Raw genomic sequence first — 15,905 nt, 5'->3', positions numbered from 1 at the left:
CGCATCATGGACATTGCACAAACCGCTTGGACCATTGCCGTGTGGCTCGTGCCGCTGGTGATCGCCATCGTCTTCCACGAGGTCGCGCATGGCGTGGTCGCCAATTGGCTGGGCGATCCGACCGCGGCCGAGCAGCGGCGGCTGACGTTCAACCCGATCCGCCACGCCGACCCGATCGGCACCGTCGCGCTGCCGCTGGTGCTGGCCGTCTCGGGCACGCCGGTGTTCGGCTGGGCCAAGCCGGTGCCGGTGGATGCGGGGCGCCTGCGCAACCCGCGCTGGCACATGGTGCTGGTGGCGCTCGCCGGACCGGCCATCAACCTGCTGCTGGCGCTCACCGCCGCGCTGCTGATCGCCGTTGTGGCGGCGGTCACCAGCGAGGAGGCGGGGATCGTCAGCCGGTTCGTCGTCAGCAATCTTCTCAACTTCGTGCTGATCAACCTCTTCCTGGCGGTGTTCAACCTGATGCCGGTGCCGCCGTTCGACGGCGGGCACGTGGTGGAGGGGCTGCTGCCGCGCCCGCTCGCCTGGCGCTACGCGCAGCTCGGGCGCTTCGGCATGCCGGTGCTGCTGCTCTTGCTGCTGGTGCTGCCAATGCTGTCGCCGCAGTTGAACGTGGTGGAGCGCGTGGTGTCGCCGATCGTGTTCGGACTGGCCGAGGCGCTGCTGCGCCTCGTCGGGCTGGGGGGCTGAGATGCACGGCTGGATCTTGCTCGACAAGCCGCTGGGGCTCGGCTCCACGCAAGGGGTGAGCGCGGTCAAGCGCGCGCTGCGCGATGGCGGATATGGCAGGTTCAAGGTCGGACACGGCGGCACGCTCGATCCGCTCGCGACCGGCGTGCTGCCGATCGCGCTGGGGGAGGCGACGAAGCTCGCCGGGCGGATGCTCGATAGCGACAAGGTGTACGATTTCACCGTGGCGTTCGGCGCGCAGACCGACACGTTGGACCGGGAAGGCGCGGTGATCGCGACATCGGACGTGCGCCCCACCCGCGCCGCGCTGGAGGCGGTGCTGGCGCGCTTCACCGGCCCCATCGCGCAGGTGCCGCCCGCCTATTCGGCGCTCAAGGTCGATGGCCAGCGCGCCTATGATCTTGCGCGGGCGGGGGAGGAGGTCGTGCTCAAGAGCCGCGACGTCACCATCCACGCGCTGACGATCGCCGAGGCGGGCGATGGCGCGCTGGAGGAGGCAACCCTCACCGCCCATGTGTCGAAGGGCACCTATATCCGCAGCCTCGCGCGCGACATTGCGCTGGCACTGGGCAGCGTGGGCCATGTGACGATGCTGCGGCGGGTGAAGGCGGGGCCGTTCGGGCTCGACGCGGCCATTTCGCTGGACAAATTGGCGGAACTCGGTAAGGGCCACGCGCTTGCACAAGCGCTTCTGCCATTGAGGGCAGGGCTGGACGACATCCCGGCTGTTTCCCTCACCCCCGACCAGGCAGGGCGGCTCCGCCAGGGGCAGCAGTTGGTCGGGATCGCCGCTGACGATGGTCAGGCCTTTGCGACGCTGGACGCGGTTCCGGTCGCGCTGGTCGAGGTCCAGCACGGGGTCGCCCGTGTCGTTCGCGGCTTCAACCTCGAATAGAAAGGACGACGATGTCGATCACCCCGGAGCGCAAGGAAGCGCTGATCAACGAACACGCCCGCGAGAGCGGTGACACCGGCAGCCCCGAGGTCCAGGTCGCGATCCTGACCGAGCGGATTTCCAACCTGACCGAGCACTTCAAGACCCACGCGAAGGACAACCATTCGCGCCGCGGTCTGCTGATGCTGGTCAACAAGCGTCGTTCGCTGCTCGACTACCTCCGCAAGAAGGATGCCGAGCGCTACACCGCGCTGATCGCGAAGCTGGGTCTTCGCAAGTAAGGAACGGCGCCCCGCGGGGCGCCGTTTTCTTATCCCCAGGCTGCCGGGGATATGGCACAAGGGCGCCGTCGCCTTCGGCGGCACCCACGGAATTCCTCCAACGTCTCTCTGCTGAAGCGGAACACGAAGGAGCAAGCAGGACCGGGCGCAATCCGGCGATCTGGTCCCGAGCCCTAAGCGGCTCATCCCTGCGGGCGGTGCCCGCAAGCTGCCCCGGCCGGCATCGGGCCGCCGGAGTGAAGGAAACGACATGTTCGATATCAAGAAGACCAGCATCGAGTGGGGCGGCAAGACCCTGACGCTCGAGACGGGCCGCGTCGCCCGCCAGGCCGATGGCGCGGTGATCGCGACCCTCGGCGAGACGGTGGTGCTGTGCGCGGTGACTGCCGCGCGCTCGGTGAAGGAAGGCCAGGACTTCTTTCCGCTGACCGTCCACTATCAGGAGAAGTATTCGGCCGCGGGTCGTATCCCGGGCGGCTTCTTCAAGCGCGAGCGTGGTGCGACCGAGAAGGAAACGCTGACCAGCCGCCTGATCGATCGCCCGATCCGCCCGCTGTTCCCGGAAGGCTTCTACAACGAGATCAACGTCATCGCTCAGGTGCTGAGCTATGACGGCGAGAACGAGCCGGACATCGTCGCGATGATCGCGGCGTCCGCTGCGCTCACCATCTCGGGCGTGCCGTTCATGGGGCCGATCGGCGCCGCGCGCGTCGGCTACCAGGATGGCGAGTATATCCTCAACCCGACGCTGGAGCAGACCAAGGCGGGCGAGCTCGACCTGGTCGTCGCCGCAACCCACGACGCGGTGATGATGGTCGAATCCGAAGCCAAGGAGCTTTCGGAAGAGGTCATGCTGGGCGCTGTCGTGTTCGCGCACCAGGAGTCGAAGAAGATCGTCGAGGCGATCATCGACCTGGCCGAGCAGGCTGCCAAGGACCCCTGGGAGCTGACCCCGGTCGCCGACCAGTCCAAGCAGAAGAAGAAGCTGAAGGACCTGATCGGCGCCGACCTGGCCGCCGCCTACAAGCTGACGGGCAAGCAGGACCGCCAGAACGCGATCAACGACGCCCGCACCAAGGCGCGCGAAGCGTTCGCGGACCTGAAGGAAAGCGATCCCGCGCAGTATCTGGGCGTCCTCAAGCTCGTGAAGAAGCTCGAGGCGGACGTGGTGCGCACCGCGATCCTGAAGGAAGGCCGCCGCATCGACGGCCGCGACACCAAGACCGTCCGTCCGATCGACGCGATGGTACACTTCCTGCCGCGCACGCACGGCTCGGCGCTGTTCACCCGCGGCGAGACCCAGGCGATCTGCTCGACCACGCTTGGCACCAAGGACGCCGAGCAGATGATCGACGGCCTCAACGGGCTGCACTACGAGCACTTCATGCTGCATTATAACTTCCCGCCCTATTCGGTCGGTGAAGTGGGCCGCTTCGGTGCGCCCGGCCGTCGCGAAGTCGGCCACGGCAAGCTCGCCTGGCGCGCGCTGCACCCGGTGCTGCCGTCGAAGGAGGAGTTCCCCTACACGATCCGCGTTCTGTCGGACATCACCGAGTCCAACGGCTCGTCGTCGATGGCGACGGTGTGCGGCGGTTCGCTGTCGATGATGGATGCGGGCGTTCCGCTCAAGCGTCCGGTGTCGGGCATCGCGATGGGCCTGATCCTGGAGGGCAAGGACTTCGCCGTCATCTCTGACATCCTGGGTGACGAAGATCACCTGGGCGACATGGACTTCAAGGTGGCGGGCACGTCGGAGGGCATCACCAGCCTTCAGATGGACATCAAGATCGCCGGCATCACCGAGGAGATCATGAAGGTCGCGCTTGCGCAGGCGAAGGAAGGCCGTGCGCACATCCTGGGCGAGATGAACAAGGCGCTGGGCGAGACCCGCACCGAGCTTTCCGCCCATGCCCCGCGCATCGAGACCTTCACGATCGACAAGTCGAAGATCCGCGACGTCATCGGCACGGGCGGCAAGGTGATCCGCGAGATCGTCGCCACCACTGGCGCCAAGGTCGACATCGACGACGAGGGCGTGATCAAGGTCAGCTCGTCCGACACCGCGCAGATCGAAGCCGCGATCAACTGGATCAAGGGCATCGTCGAAGAGGCCGAGGTCGGCAAGATCTACACCGGCAAGGTCGTCAACATCGTCGACTTCGGTGCGTTCGTGAACTTCATGGGTGGCAAGGACGGCCTCGTCCACGTGTCCGAGATGAAGAACGAGCGCGTCGAAAAGCCGGGCGACGTCGTCACCGAAGGCCAGGAAGTGAAGGTCAAGGTGCTCGAGGTCGACCAGCGCGGCAAGGTGCGCCTGTCGATGCGCGTCGTCGACCAGGAGACCGGCGCCGAGCTGGAGGACACCCGTCCGGCACGCGAGCCGCGCGGCGAGCGCAGCGATCGTGGCCCGCGCGGCGACCGTGGTGATCGTGGCGATCGCGGTCCCCGCCGCGAGGGTGGCGAGCGCGGCGGCGAGCGCCGTCGCGAGCGCGGCCCGCGTCGGGAGCGCAGCGAAGGCGAGAACAAGGGCGGCGAGGACGGCGGCGACATCGGCCTGCCGTCGTTCATCACCGACAACTGATCGGTCGCTAAAAATCGATCGAAGAAGAGGGGCTCGCGGCAACGCGGGCCCCTTTTTCTTGCAGCCCTTCCAATTGCTTGTGCCCTGCGGCCGTGCCATGGAGCGCAGCCGCCTTGGGCGGGGTGGGGAGCAGCACGCGTAATGCCGAAGGCGGGAAACCATTTCCTGGAACGCTTGCCGCTCGCCAGCGATCGGCCGGTGCTTGGTGTATCGGTCACGCTGATCCTGGTCGCGGGCGCCTTTGTCCTGCGCTGGTTCGCGGACCCGTTCCTGCCCAGCGGCTTCCCCTACGTCACCTTTTTCCCGGCGGTGATCGTCAGCTCCTTTCTGTTCGGAGTTCGGCTGGGGGCCTTGTCCGCGCTGCTGTGCGGGTTGCTCGCCTGGTACTATTTCATCCCGGAGTACCGTAGCTTCGACGTTGCGGGGCCGGGCGTGCTCGCCCTCCTCTTCTACGTCTTCGTCGTCGTGACCGACATCGCGCTGGTGCACTGGATGCAGCGTGCCAACCGCAACCTGGCGCGTGAGCGCGAACTGAGCCGGACGCTCGCGGAAACGCGCGAACTGCTGTTTTCCGAACTCCAGCACCGGGTGTCGAACAATCTGCAGGTCGCGGCGGGGCTGCTGTCGGTCCAGAAGCGGCAGGTGGACGACACGACTGCGCGGGCAGCGCTGGACGAAGCGGCACGCCGGCTGGCGCTGATCGGCCGGATCAGCCGCCAGCTCTATGACGCCGGCGGCGCTACGCGCAGCATGCGCGAATTCCTAGAGCCGCTGTGCGCGGACGTGGTGGAAGCGAGCGGGCGTACGGGCGTGCGCTGTTCGATCAACGTGGCGGAAGACGCGCCGCTCTCCCCGGACGCGGCGATCCCGCTCGCGCTGATCGTTGCCGAGGCGATGGCAAACGCGATCGAGCACGGCTTTCGCGACAAGGAGGGGGGCTGCATCGAGGTGCATCTGGCGCGGCACGGTGCCGACATGGTGAAGGTCGAGGTCCGCGACGACGGCGACGGCCTGCCGGATGGCTTTCGGATCGAGGCGTCCGACAGCCTGGGCCTCAAGATCGCAACGATGCTGGCGAGCCAGCTCAATGGGAAGTTCGACCTGATCCGCGAGCACGGGACGACCGCCCGGCTGTTGCTGCCCGCCTGAATGCCGAGGGAACTGCGCACCCCGCCCATGCGCTGACCGCGGACACCCTTATCGAAGGAGCACGCCGTGGACGACGAACGGGTCTGGCAGTTCGAGGAAAGCCTGTGGACGGGAGATGCGGAGCACTACCGCGCCTCCATCGATGACGAGAGCGTGATGGTCGTGCCGACCAAGCCGTTCGTCGTCACGGGCATGCAGGCGGCAGAGGCGGTATCGGATACGCCGCGGTGGCAGTCGGTCGCCTTTTCCAACCAGCAGATCATGCGCCCGCAGGAAGGGCTGATCGTGATCGGCTATACGGCAGAGGCCAACCGTGGCGAGGAGCGCTACGTCGCGCACTGCACCTCGACTTATCGCCGGCTGGCGCATGAGGAGTGGCGTGTGGTCCAGCACCAGCAGACGCCGCCGCCGGTGGCCGAAGCCCGCGAGGGCTGAAGGTGGTGAGTGGGGAGCTTCTGTTGCCCGGTGCTCCCCGTACCGCTGGAATCCGCTTCTGTTGCCCGGTGCGGTCCAACCGCGCATTTTAGTCCAACCTTAGGCCGTTAAGCCGTGGGGTTAGGCCGCAATAGCGAGTGCTTCGTTATCGTTGGCACTTGTGTAATGGGCCGTTGCGGTGGTCCCATTCCGAGCGAAAACAGCGCCTTTCAACACACGTCGATCCTGGTTCGGCCCCGTCAGGACCGGCCTGGAAGGCTGGTTCTGGTGGAGCCGCCGGGTACTGCCCCCGGGTCCGCTGCGCCTAGTCTACGCCGCAGTTTATCGCCATATCCGGCCGAAGCCGGCAGAAGCGCATATAGCCACTCGGTTTCGGCAATTAAAGCCTGCCGCGGTCTTTTCATGGCCACAAAGGGCTGGCATGGGCTCATCCAAGATGTTGACCCAGCGTTCTCGTTATGCGCTGCGCGCAATGTTGTTCCTGGCCGCCCAACCTCCGAGCGTCGCACCCACCCCGATGCACCGGATCGCGACCGGGGCCAATGTCCCGCGCAAGTTCCTCGAACTGATCCTCGCGGATCTGCGCGAGGCGGGGTTCCTGCTGTCCACGCGCGGCAAGGCGGGCGGCTATCGACTCGCCCGTCCCAGCCACCTGATCTCGCTGGGCGAGATCATCCGCGTGATCGAGGGGCCGCTGGCGCTGGTGCCCTGCGTCAGCCGGACGGCCTATCGTCCCTGCAACGACTGCAAGGACGAGGCGGCCTGTGCGATCCGCATCGCCATGGCGCGGGTGCGGGACGAGACTGCCCGCATCCTCGACGGCACCAGCCTGGCGGACGCGACGGCCGAGGAACTGGCCGCCGCCTGACGCTTTGGCGCCGGACCGGCTGGCGCGGGAACTGCCCGGCTCAGTCGCGCTTCATCGCCTCCAGCAGCCGCTTCACTTCCTGGGAGCGGCCGCGCGGCAGGATCAGGATGTCCTCGCCGCTTGCGACGACGATCAGGTCCTTTACCCCGACCATGGAGATGCGTGCGCGGTCGCTGCGGACCAGACAGCCGCTCGTCTCCAGCATCAGCACCTCGGGACCGGCGACATTGTCGTTCTCGTCGCGGACGCTGATCGCGTGGAGCGCGTCCCAGCTGCCGACGTCGCTCCATCCCATCGCCACCGGGACGACGGCGACCTGCGCCGCCTTTTCCATCACGGCATAGTCGATCGACTCCGAAGGCGAGGCGGCAAAGGCTTCGGCTTCGGGATAGACGCGCTTGCCCTCATGCCGGGCGCGGCTCATCGCCGTTTCGGCAGCGACGCGCATTTCGGGCGCATGGGTGCCGAGCGCGCCGAGATACATGTCGGCGCGGAACAGGAAGATGCCCCCGTTCCAGGCGTGGCTGCCGTCGGTCAGCATCGCCTCCGCCTTCTCCCGCGCGGGCTTTTCCACGAAACGCTCGACGCGGTGGGCACCGGGCGCGATCTCTTCGCCCACCTTGATCCAGCCATAGCCGGTCTCCGGCGAATCGGGGGCGATGCCGAAGGTGACCAGCCAGCCTTCCGCGACCAGCGGTAGCGCCGCCTCGATCGCGGCGTGGAAGGCGGGCACGTCGGCGATGACGTGGTCGGACGGCATCACCAGCAGCGGGGTGGCGTCCCCGCCGGCCGCCACCGCCGCCAAGGCGATCGCGGGCGCGGTGTTGCGTCCCATCGGCTCCAGCACGAGCGCCTGGGCCGCGGCACCGATCTCGCCGAGCTGGTCCTCGATCTCCTGCGCGTGGGCGGCGTTCGCCACCACGATCGGCGCGCCGAACCGCGGTCCCGACGCCCGGCGCGCGGTCAGCTGGAGCATGGTCTCCTCGGCGGTCAGGCAGAGCAGCTGCTTGGGGCGCTCCCGCGTGGAGATGGGCCACAGCCGTGTCCCGGACCCTCCCGACAGGATGACGGGGACGATCGCGGTTGCGGACTGCATGTGGCGCTTCTCCATGGAAAATGAGATATGCCCCGAAGGATGCGGGGCATTAGACGTCAGGATGACGCAGCGCACAACGCACCGTGGGCGTCTGTGTTCAGCTTTTCTTTGGGTATTGTTGCAAGAGGGAAGGGGTGCCGACCGGGTTCTTACGCCCGGCCAGGAAACCGGGCGTCATGATCAGGCTGTTCAAGCACTACATACCCCATGCCGTGCTGTTGCTCGGGATGCTGGACTTCGCGCTGTTGCTGGTGTCGGCGGAGCTGGGCTGGATCGTGCGCGCCGGGCAGATCGGCATGGTCGCAGAGCCGATCCAGACGCGCATTCCCGAATTGCTGAGCTTCGCCGCGGCACTGGAACTCGCGATGATCGCGGTCGGCGTCTACGGGGCGGAGGCGCTCCAGTCGCTGCGCTTTGCCGCCGCCCGGCTGATCGTCGCCATCGCGCTGGGCGCGATCGCGCTGGCGGCGCTGTTCTTCCTGATCCCCACGATCACCTTCTGGCGCTCCAACCTGCTCTACGCGATGGGGTTCGCCGTCGTCCTGCTGCTGATGCTCCGGATCCTGCTCGGGCGGACGCTCGGAGGCCACGTCTTCAAGCGGCGCGTGGTAGTGCTGGGCGCCGGCCCCCGTGCCGCGCGGCTGAAGGCACTGGCGCGGGCGCCGGGCGCTGCCTTTGTCGTGGTCGGCTATGTCGGCATGGGGGACGCGCAGCCGGTGATGCCGGAGGCGATCGGACGCGAGGCGATCAACAACCTGGCCGAGCACGTCGTGCTGCTCAACGCGAGCGAAGTGGTGCTTGCCCTGGAGGAACGGCGCAACGCGCTCCCGCTCAAGGACCTGCTGCGGATCAAGACCACCGGCGTCCACGTCAACGAGCTCTCGACCTTTCTGGAGCGCGAAACCGGGCGCGTCGACCTGGACAGCGTGAACCCGTCCTGGCTGATCTTCTCCGACGGATTCTCGTCGGGCCGGGTGTTCTCCAGCATGTTCAAGCGGCTGTTCGACGTGACCGTCAGCCTGCTGCTGCTCGTCCTGGTGCTGCCGGTGCTGGTGCTCGCGGTGCTTGCGGTGAAGCTCGACAGCCGCGGGCCTGCCTTCTACCGCCAGCGCCGGATCGGCCTCTATGGCCTCGCCTTCGACATCATCAAGCTGCGCTCGATGCGGGTGGATGCAGAGGTCGGCGGCAATGCCGTCTGGGCGGAAAAGGATGATCCGCGCATCACGCGCGTCGGCCGCATCCTGCGCAAGCTGCGCATCGACGAGCTGCCCCAGTGCTGGAGCGTGCTGAAGGGCGACATGAGCTTCGTTGGCCCGCGTCCCGAGCGGCCGCAGTTCGTCGACGATTTGGAGCAGCAGCTTCCCTATTATGCCGAACGCCACATGGTGAAGCCCGGCATCACCGGCTGGGCGCAGATCAACTATCCCTATGGGGCCTCGATCGAGGATTCGCGCCAGAAGCTCGAATACGACCTCTACTATGCCAAGAACTACTCGCCGTTCCTGGACCTGCTGATCCTGCTCCAGACGGTGCGGGTGGTGCTCTGGCCCGAGGGCGCGCGCTGAATGCTGCCCGACCTCATCCTGTGGAGCCACGCGCTGGCCGCGCTGCTGTTCGGGATGCTGGCGATCTGGGCGGTGCGCAGCCGCGAGTTGCCGCGCGTGATCCGCGTCAGCTTTGCCGCGGCGCTGGTGCTGACGGCGCTCTGGGCCTTGTCGGTCGCCGGCATCGGCGACGCGGAGCCTCCCACGGTGGTGGTGGAAGGACTGCGCAATCTCGCGTGGCTGGCCGTTATGCTGGCGATCCACCGCTGGGGCGGCGCGCGCTACCTGACGCTGCCGATCGCCTACGCGGTCGTGGCGCTGGTGGTCGCGTTGCAGGTGGTCCTGCAACTGCTGGCGACCGGGGCGAAGCCGGAAGCGGTCGCCACCGGGCTGATGCGCGCCGCGCTGCTGATGCGCGCACTGTCGGCAGCCGGGGGGCTGGTGCTGCTCTATGGGTTGAGCACAGGACTCGGCCGGTCGGGACTGCGGCTGGCGATGACCGCGATCGGGGCATTGTGGCTGATCGACGTCAACCTGAGCGCGCTCCGCTATCTGACCGGGGACGCCCCGGGCGAGTTCCAGGCGATGCGTGGCTTGGCACTGGCGCTGCTCGCCGCCGTCATCGCGCTCGCCTTTCATCGCAGCGGCGGGCGCGAGTTGCGGGTGTCCCGCACCGCGACGCTGCACTCGCTCTCCGTTCTGGGCCTGGTGGGCTATGTGCTCGTCATGATCGCGGGCAACGCGGCCCTGGCGAGCCTGGGCGGAGACCATGCACGCGTTCTCCAGACGGCATTCGTCTTCGGGTCGACCGCCGCGCTGCTGACGCTGATGTCGTCAACGTGGCTCCGCGCCTGGGTCCGGGTCAAGCTCACCAAGCACCTGTTCCAGCACCGTTACGACTATCGCGTCGAATGGGCACGCTTCACCGAGACGCTGGGCCGGCCCCAGGGCGGCGCGCCGCTTGCCGAGCGCGTGGTGAAGGCGATCGCCGATCTGACCCAGTCCCCCGCGGGCATGCTGCTGATCGCGGGCGAGGAGGGGCTGGAGCGCGCCGCCGGCTGGAACTGGCCGATGGAGGGGGCGACCCCTGAGCCCGCCGCTGCCCTCGCCCGGCATCTGGCGGAGAGTGGACGGGTGCTGGAGCTCGATGCAGTCCGCTCGGGCATCGCCGAGCGGATGGATGCGGAGGCAATCCCCGCCTGGATGCTGGACCTGGCGGATGCCTGGGTGATCGTGCCGCTGCCGCACCTGGGACAGCTCGTGGGCGCGATTCTGGTGGCGCGGCCGCCGGTCGACCGAGCGCTCGACTGGGAAGACTTCGACCTGCTCAAGATCGCCGGGCGTCAGGTCGCCAGTTATCTGGCCGAGGCGCGCGCGACCGAAGCCCTGCTGGAGGCGCAGCGCTTCGACGAGTTCAACCGGCGCTTCGCCTTCATCCTGCATGACCTGAAGAACCTGGTCAGTCAGCTGAGCCTGGTCGCGCGCAATGCCGAGCGCCATGCCGACAACCCGGAGTTCCGCGCCGACATGGTGGCGACCTTGCAGGAGTCCGCCGCACGGATGAACGACCTGCTCGCGCGGCTTGCGCAGCGGCAGCCGGCGGCGGCGGGCATGCCGAGGCCGCTCGACTTGGTGGCGCTGGCGCATGGGATCGCCAACGCGCGGCGCGCCCAGCATGCGGTGCGCGTGGAGGCCGAGGAACCGGTTCGCGCGATTGCCGATGCGGCGCGGCTGGAACAACTGCTGGGGCATCTGGTCCAGAATGCCGTGGAGGCGAGCGCGCCGGACATGCCGGTGATGCTGCGCGTACGCCATGCCGAGGACATGGCAGCGATCGAGGTCATCGACTGCGGCCAGGGCATGTCGCCGGCATTCGTGCGCGAGCGTCTGTTCAAGCCGTTCGTCTCGTCAAAGGCCGGCGGCTTCGGGATCGGCGCGTTCGAGGCAAGCCAGCTGGCGCAGGCGATGGGCGGACGGGTCGAGGTGACCAGCCGCGAGGGGCAGGGATCGACGTTCCGCGTGCTGCTGCCGCGGGCCCCGCAATCAACCATGGAGGAGGCGGCATGAGCGCCGAGATGCGACGGCTGCTGATCGTCGAGGACGACCTGGGCCTCCAGCGGCAGCTGCGCTGGGCCTATGAGGGCTATGCGATCACGGCGGTGGGCGACCGTGCGGCGGCACTCGCGGCGCTCCGGGCGGAGGAGCCCCAGGTAGTGACGCTCGACCTGGGGTTGCCGCCGGACCCGGACGGCACCAGCGAGGGCTTCGCCACGCTGGAGGCGATGCTGGCGCTGAAGCCGGACACCAAGATCATCGTCGCATCCGGCCACGGTGCCCGCGAAAGCGCACTGAAGGCGATCGCGATGGGGGCGTTCGATTTCTATTCGAAACCGATCGACATCGACACGCTGGGGCTGATCGTCGCGCGCGCGTTCCACGTCCACGCGCTGGAGGCGGAGAACCGGCGGCTTGCGGCGCGGATCGAGGGCGAGACGGCGCTGGGCGGCATGCTGACCGCCGCCCCGGAAATGCTCAAGGTCACGCGAACCATCGAGCGGGTGGCGCCTGCCGACGTGTCGGTGCTGCTGCTGGGGGCGTCCGGCACCGGCAAGGAACTGCTGGCGCGAGGGCTTCACGACGCGAGCCCGCGCGCAAAGGGCGCGTTCGTCGCCATCAACTGCGCGGCCATCCCGGAGACCCTGCTCGAAAGTGAGCTGTTCGGGCATGAGAAGGGCGCGTTCACCGGCGCGATTAAGACCACCGCGGGCAAGATTGAGGCTGCGCAGGGCGGTACGCTGTTCCTGGACGAGATCGGCGACGTGCCGCTGCCGTTGCAGGTGAAGCTGCTGCGCTTCCTGCAGGAGCGGGTGATCGAGCGGATCGGCGGGCGCAAGCCGATCCCGGTGGACACGCGCATCGTCTGCGCGACCCACCAGGACCTGGACGCGATGGTGGCGGACGGGCGGTTCCGCGAGGACCTCTACTATCGCCTCGCGGAGATCGTGGTGCGGATCCCGTCGCTGGCTGAACGGCCGGGGGACGCCGGGCTGCTCGCGCGGCATTTCCTGCGCCGCTATGCGCGCCAGATGAACGCAGCGGTGACGGGCTTCGCACCCGACGCCTTGGCGGCGATCGACGCCTGGAGTTGGCCCGGCAACGTGCGCGAGCTGGAGAACCGGGTGAAGCGCGCCGTCATCATGGCGGACGCCAAGCAGGTCACCGCCGCCGACCTCGATCTGGACCATGGCGAGGCCGAGCCGATCAACCTGAAGGCGATCCGCGAAGAGGCGGACCGCCGCGCGATCCGCCATGCGCTGGCGCGGGCCCAGGGCAACATCTCCGGCACCGCGCGGCTGCTGGGGATCAGCCGTCCGACGCTCTACGACCTGATGAAGGCCTATGACTTGCAGCCGTGAGCTTGCCTGACGCCATCGCGCGCGGGTAGCGCGGGCGCATGGACGCACAGAACGACACGCTGGCGCGGATCGCCGCTGCGCTCGAACGGCTCGCACCGCCGCCGCCGCCCGCTGCCGATCCGCTCGCTCATCCCGCCTATCTGTGGGACGGAACGGTGCTGAAGGCGGCGCGCGCGTTCGATCCGCTGCCGATCGCGCTGCTGTCGGGCATGGAGGCGCAGAAGGCGAGCTTCGTCGCGAACCTCCAGCGGCTGGCCGGTGGCATCGCGGCGCAGGACGTGCTGCTGTGGGGTGCGCGCGGCACCGGCAAGTCGGCGCTGGTGAAGAGCGCCGTCGCCGCCGTGCAGGCCGAAGGCGCGGCGCTGGCACTGATCGAGGTGGTGACGCCGCGGCTGGAAACGCTGCCGGCGCTGTTCGCGGCCATTGCCGGCGCGGGGCGGGCGTTTGCGATCTTCCTGGACGACCTCGGCTTCGAGCATCCGGGCGAGGCGCGGGCGCTGCGTTCGCTGCTCCAGGGCGGGGCGGAGGCGCGGCCCGCAAACGCACGGCTGGTGGTGACCTCCAATCGCCGCCACCTGATGCCGCGCGACTTGGCCGAGCAGGCGAGCGCGATCAATCCGCGCGATTCGATCGACGACAGCCTGGCGCTCGCCGACCGTTTCGGGCTGAGCCTGGGCTTCCATGTCGTCGATCAGGACGCCTATCTGGCGATCGTCGCCGGCTATTGCGCGACCCACGACCTGCCGTTCGATCCCACCGATGCGGTGGGCTGGGCGACGCGTCGCGGCAGCCGCTCGGGCCGCATCGCGTGGCAGTATGTCACCGACCTGGCGGGCCGGCACGGGCGCGCGTTGTAGCGCCGGCTTGCTGAAGGGGCTGCCGTCCTGGGCGACAACGGCGGCCTTCCCGACTGGGCCCCGGCCTTCGCCGGGGTACGTACGTTTTTGGGTCGGGCGCCGTCGCCGCGGCACCGTGCTCCTGCGCAGGCAGGAGCCTAGAGCCACAAGCGCTGTCGTCTGTCACCCTGGGCTCCTGCCTGCGCAGGAGCACGATTATCCCGCCAGCGCCTCGGCTTGCTCGGCGAGTTCCAGCCAGCGTTCCTCGGCCGCTTCCTTGTCGGCGCGCGCCTTGGCGACGCTGGCCATCAGCGTGTCGAACTTCTTGGGATCGCGGGCATAGAGGTCCGGGTCGGCCAACGCCGCCTCATCCCGCGCGATCGCCTGCTCCAGTTTCTCGATCTGGCCGGGCAGCAGGTTGTAGTCGCGCTGGTCCTTGTAGCTGAGCTTGGTCGGCTTGGTCCGCACCTGCTCGGCGGCGGGAGCCGCCTTGGGCCTGCGCTCAGCCTTGGGCTTGCGGCGCGCTTCCCAGTCGGCATAGCCGCCGACCACCACGTCGACCGTTCCCGATCCGTCGAGCCCCAGCGTCACCGTGACGGTGCGGTCGAGGAAGTCGCGGTCGTGGCTGACGATCAGCACGGTGCCGGCATAGTCGCCGATCACCTCCTGCAACAGGTCGAGCGTTTCCAGATCGAGGTCGTTGGTCGGCTCGTCGAGCACCAGCAGGTTCGAATGCCGCGCGAACTCGCGGGCCAAGAGCAGCCGCGAGCGCTCGCCGCCCGACAGCGTGCCGATCTTTGCCTCGGCGATGCTGGGGTCGAACAGGAACTCCTTGAGATAGCCGTGGACGTGCTTCTTCACGCCCAGCACCTCGATCCAGTCGCCACCGTCCGCGAGCACGTCGCGCACGCGCTTTTCCGGCGCCATCAGCTTGCGCTGCTGGTCGATGACGATGCCGTCGAGCGTCTTGGCGCGGGTGATCTTGCCCGAATCGGGCTCCAGCTCGCCCGTCAGCATGCGCAGCAGCGTGGTCTTGCCGGCGCCATTGCCGCCGACGATGCCGATGCGGTCGCCACGCCGCACGCGCAGCGAGAAGTCCTTGATGACGGTGCGGTCGCCGAACGCCTTGGTAACGTGCTCGGCGTCGATCACGACCTTGGTCTTGGTGTCGTCGCTCTCCACCGCGAGCTTGGCAGTGCCCTGCGGCCCCGTCATCGCCGCGCGTTCGGCGCGCATCTTGTGCAGCGCCTCCAGCCGGCCCTGGTTGCGCTTGCGCCGTGCCGTCACGCCGCGGTGGAGCCAATGCTCCTCGATCTTGAGCTTGGCGTCGAGCTTCTCGGCGGCGCGCTGTTCCTCGGCCTGCACCGTCTCCATCCAGGCGTCGAAGCCGCCGAAGCCGATCTCGTTGCGGCGGATCGTCCCGCGGTCCAGCCACAGCGTCGAGCGGGTCAGGCGAGTCAGGAAGGTACGGTCGTGGCTGATCGCGACGAACGCGCCCGAGAAGCGGCCGAGCCATTCCTCCAGCCACTCGATCGCGGACAGATCGAGGTGGTTGGTCGGCTCGTCGAGCAGCAGCACGTCGGGGTTCATCGCCAGCGCGCGCGCGATGGCGGCACGGCGCCGTTCGCCGCCGCTGGCGGTTGCCGCCTCGCGCGACAGGTCGATGCCGAGCTGGTCGGCGATCGCCTCCACCTCGTGCGTCGCTGCCGCATCCTCGCCATGGCAGGCGAAGTCGTGGAGCGTCGCAAAGCCCGAGACGTCGGGATCCTGCTCCAGCAGCACGACGCGCGTGCCGGGCACCACCGTGCGGCGGCCTTCGTCGGAATCGAGCGTGCCGGCGATCAGCCGCAGCAGCGTCGACTTGCCGGCGCCGTTGCGGCCGATCAGCGCCAGCCGGTCGCGCTGGCCGATATGGAGGTCCAGGCCGCGGAACAGCCAGCCGGACCCCTGGATCAGGCCGAGGCCTTCGTAGCTCAAGATGGGTGCTGCCATGGGCGGCAGGTAGGCGGCCGCTGCGGACGGGGCAAGTTGCCGCCGTGCAACACTTGCCCGCCCGGCCATATTCATAGGCTATTCAACGCGCTCACCCTATGCCAACCAGCATGAAGATG

At 68.2% G+C, this 15,905-nt stretch carries 13 protein-coding genes and 1 other RNA gene; 11 read left to right on the top strand and 3 right to left on the bottom strand.

The features are described from left to right. Positions 1–6 precede the first annotated feature (6 nt). The 6 genes from EDF69_RS02040 to EDF69_RS02015 all read left to right on the top strand — a co-directional run bounded on the left by EDF69_RS02040 (position 7) and on the right by EDF69_RS02015 (position 6,034). Entirely contained in the window at positions 7–693 is a 687-nt protein-coding gene (locus tag EDF69_RS02040; RefSeq protein ID WP_132882897.1) for a site-2 protease family protein, read from the top strand. Between the two features lies 1 nt (position 694). Beyond that, a complete protein-coding gene (gene truB / locus EDF69_RS02035) occupies positions 695–1,588 on the top strand; it encodes a tRNA pseudouridine(55) synthase TruB (protein ID WP_132882896.1) in 894 nt (297 codons plus the stop codon). Positions 1,589–1,599: 11 nt separating this feature from the next. Beyond that, the gene (rpsO, locus tag EDF69_RS02030) at positions 1,600–1,869 is read left to right on the top strand and encodes a 30S ribosomal protein S15 (RefSeq protein ID WP_125962122.1); all 270 of its coding nucleotides are present in this window, start codon (positions 1,600–1,602) and stop codon (positions 1,867–1,869) included. A 250-nt stretch (positions 1,870–2,119) separates the two neighbouring features. After that, on the top strand, positions 2,120–4,450 hold the full coding sequence (pnp, locus tag EDF69_RS02025) for a polyribonucleotide nucleotidyltransferase (protein ID WP_132882895.1): 2,331 nt from the start codon (positions 2,120–2,122) through the stop codon (positions 4,448–4,450). A gap of 141 nt (positions 4,451–4,591) precedes the next feature. Continuing rightward, on the top strand, positions 4,592–5,599 hold the full coding sequence (locus EDF69_RS02020) for a sensor histidine kinase (protein WP_132882894.1): 1,008 nt from the start codon (positions 4,592–4,594) through the stop codon (positions 5,597–5,599). 66 nt (positions 5,600–5,665) lie between these two features. Next, entirely contained in the window at positions 5,666–6,034 is a 369-nt protein-coding gene (locus EDF69_RS02015) for a DUF4440 domain-containing protein (RefSeq protein WP_132882893.1), read from the top strand. A 47-nt stretch (positions 6,035–6,081) separates the two neighbouring features. Here the strand turns inward: EDF69_RS02015 and ssrA are convergent. Then, positions 6,082–6,422: a transfer-messenger RNA gene (ssrA, locus tag EDF69_RS02010) on the bottom strand. 48 nt (positions 6,423–6,470) lie between these two features. On the opposite strand from ssrA, the gene EDF69_RS02005 reads away from it, so the two are divergent. After that, positions 6,471–6,902: an RrF2 family transcriptional regulator gene (locus EDF69_RS02005; RefSeq protein ID WP_125962126.1), complete on the top strand. Its 432-nt coding sequence runs from the start codon at positions 6,471–6,473 to the stop codon at positions 6,900–6,902. Positions 6,903–6,942: 40 nt separating this feature from the next. Here the strand turns inward: EDF69_RS02005 and EDF69_RS02000 are convergent, their stop codons facing one another. Continuing rightward, entirely contained in the window at positions 6,943–7,998 is a 1,056-nt protein-coding gene (locus EDF69_RS02000; RefSeq protein ID WP_132882892.1) for a mannose-1-phosphate guanylyltransferase/mannose-6-phosphate isomerase, read from the bottom strand. 176 nt (positions 7,999–8,174) lie between these two features. Here EDF69_RS02000 and EDF69_RS01995 point away from each other — a divergent pair, with 176 nt between their 5' ends. Genes EDF69_RS01995 through EDF69_RS01980 form a run of 4 tightly spaced genes read left to right on the top strand, consistent with a single transcriptional unit; the run spans position 8,175 to position 13,815 of the window. Next, the gene (locus EDF69_RS01995) at positions 8,175–9,563 is read left to right on the top strand and encodes a TIGR03013 family XrtA/PEP-CTERM system glycosyltransferase (RefSeq protein ID WP_132882891.1); all 1,389 of its coding nucleotides are present in this window, start codon (positions 8,175–8,177) and stop codon (positions 9,561–9,563) included. Beyond that, positions 9,564–11,609, top strand: a complete 2,046-nt coding sequence (gene prsK / locus EDF69_RS01990) for an XrtA/PEP-CTERM system histidine kinase PrsK (RefSeq protein ID WP_204991289.1) — start codon at positions 9,564–9,566, stop codon at positions 11,607–11,609. Beyond that, positions 11,606–12,958, top strand: coding sequence for a PEP-CTERM-box response regulator transcription factor (gene prsR, locus EDF69_RS01985; protein ID WP_132882890.1), 1,353 nt, complete (start codon positions 11,606–11,608; stop codon positions 12,956–12,958). Before prsK ends, prsR begins: the two co-directional genes overlap by 4 nt. A 38-nt stretch (positions 12,959–12,996) precedes the next feature. Further along, positions 12,997–13,815, top strand: a complete 819-nt coding sequence (locus tag EDF69_RS01980) for a DUF815 domain-containing protein (RefSeq protein ID WP_132882889.1) — start codon at positions 12,997–12,999, stop codon at positions 13,813–13,815. A gap of 195 nt (positions 13,816–14,010) precedes the next feature. Here the strand turns inward: EDF69_RS01980 and EDF69_RS01975 are convergent, their stop codons facing one another. Further along, positions 14,011–15,786 carry an ATP-binding cassette domain-containing protein gene (locus tag EDF69_RS01975; protein WP_132882888.1) on the bottom strand — a complete coding sequence of 592 codons (1,776 nt, stop codon included), beginning with the start codon at positions 15,784–15,786 and terminating at the stop codon, positions 14,011–14,013. Positions 15,787–15,905 lie beyond the last annotated feature (119 nt).

The organism is Sphingomonas sp. JUb134, assembly GCF_004341505.2.
In the GTDB taxonomy this organism is placed as follows: domain Bacteria; phylum Pseudomonadota; class Alphaproteobacteria; order Sphingomonadales; family Sphingomonadaceae; genus Sphingomonas.
The sequence above is the reverse complement of the archived record's forward strand: the minus strand, read 5'-3'. Positions and strand labels throughout refer to the sequence as shown.

What these genes read in the sequence shown, in the direction of transcription:
- truB (WP_132882896.1), top strand. Translation starts at nt 695, where the DNA reads ATGCACGGCTGGATCTTGCTCGACAAGCCGCTGGGGCTCGGCTCCACG.
- EDF69_RS02005 (WP_125962126.1), top strand. Translation starts at nt 6,471, where the DNA reads ATGTTGACCCAGCGTTCTCGTTATGCGCTGCGCGCAATGTTGTTCCTG.
- rpsO (WP_125962122.1), top strand. Translation starts at nt 1,600, where the DNA reads ATGTCGATCACCCCGGAGCGCAAGGAAGCGCTGATCAACGAACACGCC.
- prsK (WP_204991289.1), top strand. Translation starts at nt 9,564, where the DNA reads ATGCTGCCCGACCTCATCCTGTGGAGCCACGCGCTGGCCGCGCTGCTG.
- EDF69_RS02020 (WP_132882894.1), top strand. Translation starts at nt 4,592, where the DNA reads ATGCCGAAGGCGGGAAACCATTTCCTGGAACGCTTGCCGCTCGCCAGC.
- pnp (WP_132882895.1), top strand. Translation starts at nt 2,120, where the DNA reads ATGTTCGATATCAAGAAGACCAGCATCGAGTGGGGCGGCAAGACCCTG.
- EDF69_RS02040 (WP_132882897.1), top strand. Translation starts at nt 7, where the DNA reads ATGGACATTGCACAAACCGCTTGGACCATTGCCGTGTGGCTCGTGCCG.
- EDF69_RS01980 (WP_132882889.1), top strand. Translation starts at nt 12,997, where the DNA reads ATGGACGCACAGAACGACACGCTGGCGCGGATCGCCGCTGCGCTCGAA.
- EDF69_RS01975 (WP_132882888.1), bottom strand. Translation starts at nt 15,786, where the DNA reads ATGGCAGCACCCATCTTGAGCTACGAAGGCCTCGGCCTGATCCAGGGG.
- EDF69_RS02000 (WP_132882892.1), bottom strand. Translation starts at nt 7,998, where the DNA reads ATGCAGTCCGCAACCGCGATCGTCCCCGTCATCCTGTCGGGAGGGTCC.
- EDF69_RS01995 (WP_132882891.1), top strand. Translation starts at nt 8,175, where the DNA reads ATGATCAGGCTGTTCAAGCACTACATACCCCATGCCGTGCTGTTGCTC.
- prsR (WP_132882890.1), top strand. Translation starts at nt 11,606, where the DNA reads ATGAGCGCCGAGATGCGACGGCTGCTGATCGTCGAGGACGACCTGGGC.